This window comes from Ginsengibacter sp. (genome assembly GCF_057362405.1).
Genome location: NZ_JBMQQG010000174.1, coordinates 1 through 11,599 on the forward strand (window position 1 = coordinate 1; position 11,599 = coordinate 11,599).

General features: G+C 39.6%; 9 protein-coding genes. 3 read left to right on the forward strand and 6 right to left on the reverse strand.

Annotated elements, in window-relative coordinates; translation table 11 throughout:
• Window positions 1–194 precede the first annotated feature (194 nt).
• From ACO1O5_RS14395 to ACO1O5_RS14405, 3 genes are all read left to right on the forward strand, one after another.
• Window positions 195–1,403, forward strand: coding sequence for a glycoside hydrolase family 88 protein (locus ACO1O5_RS14395; RefSeq protein WP_486271377.1), 1,209 nt, complete (start codon window positions 195–197; stop codon window positions 1,401–1,403).
• Window positions 1,404–1,671: 268 nt separating this feature from the next.
• Window positions 1,672–2,733: a DUF4407 domain-containing protein gene (locus ACO1O5_RS14400; protein WP_486271379.1), complete on the forward strand. Its 1,062-nt coding sequence runs from the start codon at window positions 1,672–1,674 to the stop codon at window positions 2,731–2,733.
• An 18-nt stretch (window positions 2,734–2,751) separates the two neighbouring features.
• A complete protein-coding gene (locus ACO1O5_RS14405) occupies window positions 2,752–3,288 on the forward strand; it encodes a GNAT family N-acetyltransferase (RefSeq protein WP_486271381.1) in 537 nt (178 codons plus the stop codon).
• Between the two features lie 68 nt (window positions 3,289–3,356).
• Here ACO1O5_RS14405 and ACO1O5_RS14410 read toward each other — a convergent pair whose 3' ends face one another.
• The 6 genes from ACO1O5_RS14410 to ACO1O5_RS14435 all read right to left on the reverse strand — a co-directional run.
• Window positions 3,357–4,484 carry a TIGR03364 family FAD-dependent oxidoreductase gene (locus ACO1O5_RS14410; RefSeq protein WP_486271383.1) on the reverse strand — a complete coding sequence of 376 codons (1,128 nt, stop codon included), beginning with the start codon at window positions 4,482–4,484 and terminating at the stop codon, window positions 3,357–3,359.
• A gap of 64 nt (window positions 4,485–4,548) precedes the next feature.
• Window positions 4,549–5,877 (reverse strand): DUF5690 family protein, encoded by a 1,329-nt coding sequence (locus tag ACO1O5_RS14415; RefSeq protein ID WP_486271385.1) that lies wholly within the window; start codon window positions 5,875–5,877, stop codon window positions 4,549–4,551.
• 3 nt (window positions 5,878–5,880) lie between these two features.
• Entirely contained in the window at window positions 5,881–6,564 is a 684-nt protein-coding gene (locus tag ACO1O5_RS14420; protein ID WP_486271387.1) for an HAD family hydrolase, read from the reverse strand.
• On the reverse strand, window positions 6,565–7,140 hold the full coding sequence (locus tag ACO1O5_RS14425; RefSeq protein WP_486271389.1) for an HD domain-containing protein: 576 nt from the start codon (window positions 7,138–7,140) through the stop codon (window positions 6,565–6,567).
• Between the two features lie 120 nt (window positions 7,141–7,260).
• Window positions 7,261–8,886 carry a SusD/RagB family nutrient-binding outer membrane lipoprotein gene (locus ACO1O5_RS14430; RefSeq protein ID WP_486271391.1) on the reverse strand — a complete coding sequence of 542 codons (1,626 nt, stop codon included), beginning with the start codon at window positions 8,884–8,886 and terminating at the stop codon, window positions 7,261–7,263.
• Between the two features lie 21 nt (window positions 8,887–8,907).
• A partial coding sequence (locus ACO1O5_RS14435) for a SusC/RagA family TonB-linked outer membrane protein (RefSeq protein WP_486271393.1) occupies window positions 8,908–11,599 on the reverse strand: 2,692 nt, incomplete at its 5' end.

The window sequence follows — 11,599 nt, forward strand, 5'->3', positions numbered from 1 at the left end:
ATTAGAAAAGCTTTTTTAAGTTATAAAAACATCATTAACTTCATCAAAAAAGTGTCCGGTGAAAATAGCGAGCAGACGCTTTCATTTTATATGCATTTTGAATACAGGAATTTTTTGAAATTTAGAAAACACTGTATCGCAGGCATATGTGCGGGCTCATATAAACTGAATTAACAGAATTTAGCGCTTAGCTTATGAAAGAATCACTCAAAAAAATAGCAACCAGGACGTCGACCTACATGTTACTATCGGTCGCGATGCTGAATTCAGTCCAGCTTAGTGCCCAGAAAATTTCAGCAAGCTGGATTGATAAAAATCTGAAGGAGGCAGATGCACAGTATAAGGTTTTGATGCAGAAAGTTCCTGACGGGGTTATGCCCGAATCATTCCAGGGCGATGGTCTTAAGACTTGTAAATCTTCTAATTGGGTCGCAGGGTTTTATCCCGGCACTTTGTTATACCTATATGAAGCAACAAAGGATAAAGCATTATATAATGAGGCGTTGAAAAAAATTGTTTTAATGGATAAAGAGCAATATAATACGGGCACGCACGACCTCGGTTTTATGATGTATTGCAGTTATGGTAATCTTTATCGAATATCTCCAGAAACCAAATACAAAGAAATTCTTCTCAATTCTGCACGTTCTTTATCAACCAGGTTCAATCCGAAAGTTGGATGCATTCGTTCATGGGGCAATAGTAACGACACGACAGAATTCAGAGTGATTATCGACAATATGATGAACCTCGAATTATTACTGTGGTCGACTGCAGTTACAGGTGATTCTTCTTTTTACAATATAGCTGTTACACATGCCAACACTACCATGAAGAACCATTTCAGGCCTGATTATAGTTCTTATCATGTAGTAGTTTATAATCCTGTAACCGGAAAAGTGATTAAGAAGCAAACTGCGCAAGGAGCAGCGGATGAGTCCGCATGGGCAAGGGGTCAATCGTGGGGACTCTACGGCTACACGGTTATGTATCGCTATACAAATGATAAAAAATATTTAGATCAGGCTCAACACATCGCCTCATTCCTATTAAACAATCCTAACCTTCCGAAAGATAAGATACCATATTGGGATTATAATGCACCGGGTATTCCAAATGCGGAACGTGACGCCTCAGCGGGAGCAATTTTAGCGTCGGCGTTAATTGAGCTCTCGGGTTACAGTGGTATCTACTTGTCGAAGGAATATCTTAAAGCCGCCTCCATTATTTTGCATACGCTTTCTGATCCTGAATATAAAGCAGCTATTGGTACAAACGGTGGTTTTATTTTGAAACACAGTGTTGCCAATATGAACAGCAATTCGGAGGTAAACGCCCCGCTACCTTACGCCGATTATTATTATGTGGAAGCAATGGGGCGTTATAAAAAATTATTAAAGTAGATTCTTATGATTGGAATATAGTTTTTTAGCGGGCATTTTTTACAATACCGACGTAACGAGTACCATAAAAAAGTTGGCGTTTTTATTTACAAAAGTTCTGTTAATACTATTGATATCTCAATTCTTTCTGTATACTTTTGAATACTGTTTTTCTTTCAACTATTCAACCTTAAAAGACGAAGTATTATTTTCCTGCAGGCCGCAACCACAGCGCTGCCTACAGCTAAGCAATATGTAAACGATCTTATTAAAAGAAAAACATAGTCTTTTGAAATCATTATTATACCGTTTTTTAATAGCCTGTGAGGGCTCCGATGAAGATATTCTCAAAAGATGTCCCCGTTCTGAACATATAAAACATGCCGGCTTTGGAGCCCTTGTTTTGGTTCCGGCTACGCTAGGTTTATTTTCCATGACCTATGCTATATCAACATTTGTAAATAACCCTTATCTATATATTCTTGCCGGCCTTGTATGGGCGTGTATAGTCTTCATTTTTGACCGGTTTATCATCTCCACATTTCGCAAAAAAGGTTCCATATTAAAAGATATCAGCTCGCTTACATTTTTGTCAAGGGTTGTTTTTTCAGCTTTCGTTGGCATTGCTGTTGCCCATCCTTTGGTATTACTTTACTTTCATGAAAGTATTGAAGTAAATATGGATGAAGTGGCGCATGCAAAAGTGGATAGCATTGAAAATGTTTATCAACTGCAGAAAAAAGATTTACAACAGCAGAGGGATACTATTGATAACACCGCAAAAGTTATAAACGATACCATTCATACCCAGGAAGGAATTCTGCACGATGAAATAAAGGGAGTGGTAAGAGGCGACGATCGCACCACAGGGAGAGCAGGTGAAGGTCCCACTTTTAAATATGATACTGCCTATCTTAACCGGTTATATAACGACCTGGCACAGACGAAAATATCCAATGAAGCAAAGAAGATTGAAAACACTGTTGCAATGGCCAGGCTTGACTCAACACGGCAATCAAAAATAAACAGGCTTACCTTTAGCCGGGACTATCTTGAAAGAGAAAATGCCTTAAGCCGGTTGACCGCTTCCAATAGTATTATCAGGATCACCACCTGGTTCTTGATTTTCTTTTTCATTTTAGTTGATATTTTACCCGTAACCTGGAAAGGATTAACAAGCCGCGGGCCGTATGATGAATATTTAAATGAAATTGAAATGAGGATTAAAAATGAAGTGCAAGCCGACATGATAGATTCTAAAACCAAATTAGAGCTTCATAAAAGAAAAAAGGAAAAGGAATTAACAGATAATGGGATGGTGATAGAAGATGAGGAATATGCAAACAGCTAAATAATCATTTTTAAAGCCATGGCCAATGATATAGAAATTATTCAAATGAAAGTTGCTGACGCCGGGATGCTCCACAAAATTTGTTGCGAAGCATACAGTCAAAATTTCCACCACCATTGGGAAAAGGGTGGATTAGAAAATTATCTGCAGCAAGTCTTTGGAATTGACATTTTAGAAAAAGAATTGGCTGATGAAAAAATTCAATTCTATGTTGCATTTAAGCACAAAGAGCCAGTGGCATTTATGAAACTTAATTTATTTTCAAACCTTCCGGGCCTCGACATAAGTAAAGGCGCAGAGCTTGACAAGATCTATATCTTGCCAAAGTTTAAGGGAATGAAGATCGGCAAACAATTGCTTGAGTTATCTTTTAATATTGCGAAGAATACTAACAAAGAGATTTTATGGCTTGCAGTGATCGATACCAACCGGGAAGCCATTTCATTTTACCAAAAAGCCGGCTTTCACTTTCATAGCAAAACCTTCTTAACGTATCCAAAATTTAGGGAAGAATTGAAAGGTATGTGGAGAATGTATTTTAGAATAAATCAATGACAAGCCAGGTCAGCTACAACGAATAATCTTTATTAGAGGATCCGATGATTGAATTGATGATTGAATTTTTAAACTATGGTTTCTACAACTTCTTCAGCAAAGCCAAAGGATAAAGTCATTCCTGCGCCGCCAAGACCATTGATTATATAAACACCTTCTTCAGCCTTCAGAAAAATATCTGTTTTACCATTCGTCATTTTAGGATAAATTCCATGCCATGATTGAATTAATTTCCACTGATCAGTAAGTGCAAAAGTTTTAAGATACGTTGTAATTAAGTCATTGATAAATGTGTCATCAAATGGCGAAAATGTTAATCCATATTCATGTGAATCGCCCACGGTAAGCTCTCCTTTTCCGTTTTGAGAAACCATAACGTGAATGCCTAATCGCAGGTAATCACTCAGCTCATTTTGATATCGCTCTTTCAACAATGGCAGTGATGGCGCAGCTTTGAAACTTTCATAATGAATAAGAGACAAGCCTCCGCAAAGAGCTGTTCCTATCCTGGACTGTTCGTATGCATTCGTAAACCGCATCATCTGTAGCTTACATTTCGTTAACTGCAGCTCTGCAAATTTCCCCGGATATAGTGTTTCAAAATCGGCACCTGAACAAATGCAAATAACATCAGCCTGCATCGTTTCCTCGCCAACCTTTACTTTATTCTTTTCAACAGCAACCACGTTTTTATTCCAAATAAAACGAACATCATGAATTTCTGATAAATAAGAAGGTAGCACTGCAATGGCCTCTCTCGGGTCGATAATCAATTCTGTTTTACTAAATAATCCGCCAATTAAATTCCCGGGATTAACACCATTTATTTTACCCGATATTTCCGATGGATTCATTAGAGTAACCGGGCGATCATTTTTATTAAATGCTTCATATAACTCCTGCAATACAGTCCATTCATCGGCATGATACGCCAAATGAACACTACCGCATTCATCGTACCAAAAGCCGGCTGTATCTGCAATTTCTTTCCAAACGCTCCGGCTGCGCAAAGCACGATTATACATGGTTCCATCGGGTTGCCCCACGGGCCATACCATTCCAAAATTCCTTACTGATGCGCCAACGGCCTTAGCCGATCTTTCAATAACGGTTACCTTAAAGCCATTAAGAGAAAGCGCCCTTGCAGTTGCCAGGCCAACAATTCCTGCTCCGATTACTATTGCTGATTTACTCATGACCTCACCCCAACCCCTCTCCATCCTGCGACATACCCGGCAGTGGGAATGGGTTGCTTAAAATTTACATTGTTAATGATATAATTTCCTGTTCGTCATTCTTTAGCTTCACAACGTTACTCCTCTTATACTTTCTATTAAAATAACGCAATGCCATTAGTGTTCCGGCAACACCAATTATCGACAGGTACATGACACCGTTAGAATACACAGTTGCCCATGGCAACTTGTTACTGTAAACAGATTTGCTAATAATAACCAGCACGCTTCCTAAATAGCCAAATGAATCAGCAATGTATATCAGGAATCCGACGTTTCCACCATGTCTGAAAGTTGCGATCAGCCTTTCAAACAAAATGCAGTTAAAAGGAATATAACCCATATATAATCCCAGTCCCACTAGTGTCATCCATAAAAAAGGAGAAAGATGATGGTTGATAAACATCCACGAACTAATTCCGGCTACTAAAAAACCCGCAACTATAATGATGTGCGTAATAACAAGAGCCCTTTTGTTATTTCGTATAATAATCATACTGCCAATCATTATCAACACAATTATGGTGATGGGTATTTCTGTTGCCGTAAAAACAGAAGGTTCATTACCAAAGCCCAGTTCTTTCCAAATATCAGCAGCAAAATTATCTCGAATGTCGCGGAACACGGTTAAGAAGACATAGAGTACTACCAGCAACACCAGTCCGTATTTAAATTCATTAAAAAACTTTTTTCTCTCCGTTTTATCCATTGGCAGTCGAATAATCCTGTTTTCAATATCTTCTTCCGAAGGAGGTGGAATTCGTTCCAGTAGATAAACAAAAAGCAATAAGGGTAGGATAAAAACGAGCCCGGTAATAAATGGAAGCCACCAGTCGGTTACATGAAAATCAACCTGTAAGTATTTTGCTACAGATTTTACAAAACCAGATGAAAAAATAAAACTCACAGCAAGAGAAGCACCAATAAAATCGGTTGCCCGTCGTCCTTCAACAAATGAAAAAACGATTCCCCATATTATACCTAACGGAAAACCATTAATAAATAAAAATATAATGTTGAATGGGGCGGGCGTTATTGCGAAAAGCAACAATGCTATCCAGGAAATCCCAATAAGCAACAGAATTAATTTGCCTCTCCCAAACCTTTTTAACTCAGCAATAAATTTTATTCCGTAAAACTTGCTGAACATGTAAGCAATCACCTGGGTTATAACCAGGGCATCTTTGTAATCCATGCCAAATATAAGCGGCGCTTTGCTGAAACTTCCAACCGTAAATGGTTTCCGGAAAGCGTACACTGATGCATAGGTTAAAAAGGTAATGATCGATGCAAAGATCGCTACGTAAGTATCCCGGTATTTGCTTTTATTAACAGGTATGGAAACTGGCTGCACTTATCAGAGAATTAATGAAGGCAAAATTTCTAATGAATCTATTATAAAATCAGGCTGATATTTTATCAGTTGTTCCCTGGTATAAGTACCGGTTGTTACTCCCACCACTATTCCGCAGCCAGCATTACGCCCTTCCTCAATGTCTACTTTTGTATCGCCCACTTTTGCCACGTCTTCAGCATTGCTAATGCTAAATTTCTGCATAAGCATTTCTATCATATATGGATGAGGACGCCCTTCAGGAACTTCATCACTGCAAATAACTGCGTCTATGAAAGGAGCGTTATCCCAGCCGAGTCGTTCTAAAATTGGCGTAGTGATCACCCTTGTAAAACCTGTATTCAATGCCACTTTCACTTTGTTTGTGTGTAACTCCTTAAAAACTTTTTCAGCAAATGGAAGTGGAACCAGGCCGTCGCATGTTTCATAGTAAGCCACCATCTGATTGGTAAAATCTTCGTGAATAGCATCTATAAATGCAGCATCATTTTCATAACCCGGTTTATATTTTGCAACTATTATTTCTATCGCTTCTTTCTTTCTATAACCCATCACCTCATCTACATCGGCGGGATCTACATTTTCTATCTCTGCGTTTAAAAAAGCTTTTCTGAAAACATCATTTATATTTCCTTTGTCGGCAACTGTGGTTCCTGCAATGTCGAATACAACCAATTCAATACTCATTCATTTATTTTTAGTGAGGTGATTAATCATCATATTCCGATAATGTTGTAAATCCGGCAGAGGAACATGTTCTTCTTTTGCTCTTTCGTCCCAGCCTCTAAGAGTAATGTATAAGTTAAACCATTCTTCTTTTTCAAAGTCCTTTGCTTCCTGCTCGTTCATTCGCCCACCCTGGAAGTTTAATGTGCTTTTACTGGCTTCCGAAAGCTTGTTATAGTAAGCAGGGTTTTTATAAGTGAGGTAACGTTTTGCAGCAACGTGCGATTCAATGAGTCTTGTTATCTTTTTAGAAAACCCTTTGCCGGCTAGGTATTCGGCACCAATTTTTTCGTGATCTACAATACCATACCCGTCCATATATTCCACATTCATAATATGCTCGCATAAATGCCCGATGTCGTGGAAGAACGCGGCAAGAATTACTTCATCGTCGTAGTTCCCTTTTTCAGCCAATTGAGCACACTGACACATGTGCTCAATCTGTGAAAGAGGTTCACCGATATAGTCTTCATCACCATAATTATTATACAGACTCATAATTTCATCAACAACTTCTATAGCTTTGGATTCATCCATAATTTTAGCAAATATTCAAAAGAAAAATAAAATGAGACGGAATAAATACCATTCCGTCTCTATGTTCTAAAACCAAACCGGACTAATTTATTTTTTAGTTTTATCTATCAAGCAACAAAACTATTTTAACAACCACATAGTTTGATTAAGATCGTCTGCTGCAAATTGTTGTGCTGACAATGCTGCCGCATAATTAGTTCCATTCTGCTGCTGTTCAGATTGTGGATAAGCCCATCTCTTCGGTATAACACCATTGTTTCCAACACCTGCCCCGCTTTGAAATGCGGGTACGCCAGTCCTCCTCCAGTTAAAGTAGGCTTCATAACCTGAATTTTCAAACATCGCAATATATTTTTGAAGCACTATTTGATCGATTGCGGTTGCCTGGATTGCAGAAAGTTTCACTGACGGCTGCGAATAATAAGTTGAAAAATCAAAAGTAAAGGGATATGGAGCAACCTGTGTTACGGAGTTAGCTCCAGCGGGAAGAAAGTAAGCGGTCTGGCTACTTGAACTAGTGTCAATTCCATAAAATTTCAACGATTGAGCGATACCGGTTCTATAATACGTTTCTGCGTTACCGTTAGCCCATCCTCTTTTAATTCCTTCAGCAATGTTAAAAAGCATTTCTTTATAACCCACCAATACATCTGGCTCGCCTGTGAAATTAGAGTAATAGCGGTACCTGTTAATAAAAGAGTACTCACCTGCACTTGCATTGCCGTACATACTTTGAACCGGCTCGCCGGTGCTGGCACCAACGAAATATTTAAATTGGGCAGGATTAGGATCATTGCCCCACAATGCTGACGCTGGTTCACAGGTCATGAACACACGTGCATCATTTAATGCTTTAAGAGCGTCAACGTATGTAGAGGCCATATTAAACCTGCCTGCAATTGAACCATAATTACTTGGATTGAACGGGTAAGTGCTATATGTATTTGAACTACCCGGATTGTATACAAATTGAAAATCGTCACCCTGGCTTGTGAAAATCGGGTATTTGGAAGGATTACCAATTATAGCGGCGAATTGAGCCGGAACATTCAGCGTTGCATCTGAAGCTTTATTGCTGAGGCTCACCAGCACCCTGAGTTTAAAAGTATTGACAAGCTTTTGCCATGCGGCAAGGTTTCCACCATAAAATATATCCTGCGACGCAGACAGAGAATTGTCGTTTTTACCCATTAATGCTGAAAATTCATTATTGGCAGAATCCAACTCGTTTAATACATATTGAAATACCTGTTCCTGCGGCGTATAATCGGGTGAAGAAATTTCGGGAGCTTGCAATGCACTCGTTAAGGGAACATCTCCAAACATTGAAGTCAAATTATAAAAATAATAGGCTTTCACAAATCGACCGACAGCATCATATGGATTTTCAGGATCTGCTCCTCGTGCAACTGCTTCATCTTGCATTTTATTTACGTTTTTCATCACGAGGTAAGGATCAAAAGAACTATTATCAGCAGTCCACGAGTAAATATTATTACCGTAATAATCATAATTCTGACAGTGATACTGGTTCCAGTCAGGCACGTTATCCCATGAATTAATTCCGCCAAGGCTACCTTGACTACCCGTTCCCGATACATCAGTTAAGATGGTTCCCAAAATTAAATTAGGAGGCACGCTCGGCGGGTTATTGGGATTAACCTGCTTGTCGATAATTTGTTTATTGCACGAAGTCAATATTAAATTGCCGATAAGAATAAAGAATAAATATTTTATCTGTTTCATATTTGTCTGCTTTGTATTAGATTAGAATGAAAGATTTACATTGAAGCCGTAGCTGCGTGTTGTTGGCGTTTGCAATCCAGAGCCAGAATCCTGAGTATACTGGTCCACATCTACATCCTTATACTTGTTTGGGAAGAAGTACAATAAATTTCGCCCAACAAAAGAAACACTTGCCTCATGAATAAAAGATTTGGCTCCAAACAAACTTTGAGGCAGGTTATATGAAAGAGTTACCTCTCTTAACTTAGCATACGTCTTTTTAATAATATCTAAATCAGGAATTGAAGCCATGCGTGTAACAAACGGCTGCACCTGGCTTTTGGTGGCGTTCCGGGTAACCGTAAGATCCTTGTAATTGGTAATTACTCCTGTCAGTGGATCCAACACAATTGGTGCACCCGTAAGGTTTACGCCGTCGCCCAGGTAGGCTGCAATGTTGGCCTCATCCATAGGCCGGGCAGCCCCCAAGGCACCAGTAGCAGCTTCGATGTGACGGCCTCCCTGTAACGTTTTCTTTCTAACATAATCTTCCATTACACCGCCAACCATTCCATCGAATTGAAAGTGTAGTGAAAAGTTTTTGTAGCTAACCATATTGATCAAGCCCCATTGCCAATCAGGATCGGCATGCCCGTATATTTTTTTTGCTGAAACACCTAAATCTGAAAACCTCATATAAACACCTGAAGCAGGATCAATTACCATCTTGCCGTCGGGTGTCCTTACAAAAGCATTTCCGTAAACGAGGTCAATCCTTTTGCCATTGTATTCATAGTTATTCGGGTTTGAATTATTTACCCATTTCCTTACATAGGTAGAGAAATTAGCGGTTATATTCCAGTTAAACCCATTTGGATTAACAATAGGTCTTGCATTCATGGTAACCTCCCAACCATCGTTCGTATATACATTTCCGTTAGTCAGGTACGAAGAATAGCCGGACGAAGGAGAAGTTCCCTGCCCTACTATGGCATCATCTTTATAATGATAATGAGTTATATCAAAAGCTAACCGGTTGTTGAAAAAACGAATATCCGCACCAAACTCAGTGGCTTTCCGTGCCTGGGTATGAATGGTTGGGTTAATGGTTTGATCACTATATTTCGCACTATTCTGACTGTTATAAGTTGGCGCTAAGGAATATGTTGGCGTGAATTGATAAACCGGGCCACCATAAGGAGAGCTCCATGTATACCCATAATTACCGGCAGGAGTAGCGCTTACATCAGGCGAAAAAAAGGCAGTGGTTCCACCGGCTTTACTTTCAGCGTACGATCCCCTGAATTTTAAGAACGAAATTACTTTTGGCAAATGCACATATTCCGAAACAACGGTTGCAAGGTTAAATGAAGGATAAAAGTAGCTGTTTGCATTTGCGGGCAGTGAAGACGATTTATCAACCCGGCCGGTTACGTTTGCTGTTACAAAGGATTTATATCCAAGATCGACCGAATAGTAAGCACTTAAAACCAACAGGCTTGAGCGGAAACTACTTCCCGTTAAAGTACCCTGCGAGTTGGAAAATGAATAAACGCCAGGAACGTTCAGGTAGTTAGTAGATTCAAAGTTCGAATTGAAACTAAAATCCCTCACGTTTCCACCACCCAGGGCCTGCAGGTCTAAGAATCCCAGAATATTATCTTTATGATACCTTACCTGCAGTTCTTCATTTGATTCAAATAAAGACCTCCTGTCTTCACGGTAATCCCCCTGGTGAAGTTCTCTGCCATAGACATCAGCGGAGTAAGGCATTTTCTCGGAGTTAAACATATCGTACGCAGTCATGCTCGGCCTGAACTGGAAATCAATATTGTCATTTAGCTTATAGTTCAGGGATGCGTATCCATACTCATTATTTTGGTAATGCCCCCTCAACCATTCGTAAGACATGAACCATGGATTGTTGTACCGGTAATACTCTTCATAATTTTGCTGTATACCTGTTTTTCCTGTTTGCCAGTAATTACGGATATTCGGATCCGATACGCTCCAGTCAGCACCTCCCCAAAGAATAAGATTATAGATGATGCTATTAGGCCCGTAATTAACATCAGGTACATTTGGTGTTGATTGCCTGCTATAATTGAAATAAGTGGTTAAACTCAATTTACTATTGAACCTTTGTACAAGACTGGCGGTAAAGTTCCCGTTGTTTAGCTTGGTATTAGGCACAATACCTCTTTGGTATGTATTCCCAATGGATAGACGAAAATCGGTTTTTTCAGTAGATGAACCTACCGAAATACTATTCGACTGAAGAAGCCCGGTTTGCAAAAATCTTGGAAGATTATTCTTTCCTCTTGCAAGCCATGGTGTTGGTGCCACGTGGCCTGTATACATCGTTCCGTCCGCAAAGGTAGTCGTGTAATCCTGGCCCGGATCGTATACTCCGTCATACTGGGGTATTAATTGCCCCCTGAATTGAGGACCCCAAACATCATAATCGTAGTCGTTAATTCCAACACCCACTGCTCCGCTTCCGAAATAAGAAGCAGGGCTGGACCCACCGCCGCCAAATGCATACTTTCCATTATCACCCGGCCCATATTCATCATTATATTTCGGCAATGCAATAAACCCTTTATTAAACTGTGTGCTCGAGTTAAAAGTTACCTGCAAGCCACTTTTATTTTTTGTACCCTTCTTAGTTGAAATTATAATGGCGCCGTTTCTCCCCAGGAAGCCGTATAGTGCTGCTGCATTTGGCCCTTTG

Coding starts and splice junctions, on each gene's coding strand:
- ACO1O5_RS14395 (WP_486271377.1), top strand. CDS start 195: ATGAAAGAATCACTCAAAAAAATAGCAACCAGGACGTCGACCTACATG.
- ACO1O5_RS14405 (WP_486271381.1), top strand. CDS start 2,752: ATGGCCAATGATATAGAAATTATTCAAATGAAAGTTGCTGACGCCGGG.
- ACO1O5_RS14410 (WP_486271383.1), bottom strand. CDS start 4,484: ATGAGTAAATCAGCAATAGTAATCGGAGCAGGAATTGTTGGCCTGGCA.
- ACO1O5_RS14420 (WP_486271387.1), bottom strand. CDS start 6,564: ATGAGTATTGAATTGGTTGTATTCGACATTGCAGGAACCACAGTTGCC.
- ACO1O5_RS14425 (WP_486271389.1), bottom strand. CDS start 7,140: ATGGATGAATCCAAAGCTATAGAAGTTGTTGATGAAATTATGAGTCTG.
- ACO1O5_RS14430 (WP_486271391.1), bottom strand. CDS start 8,886: ATGAAACAGATAAAATATTTATTCTTTATTCTTATCGGCAATTTAATA.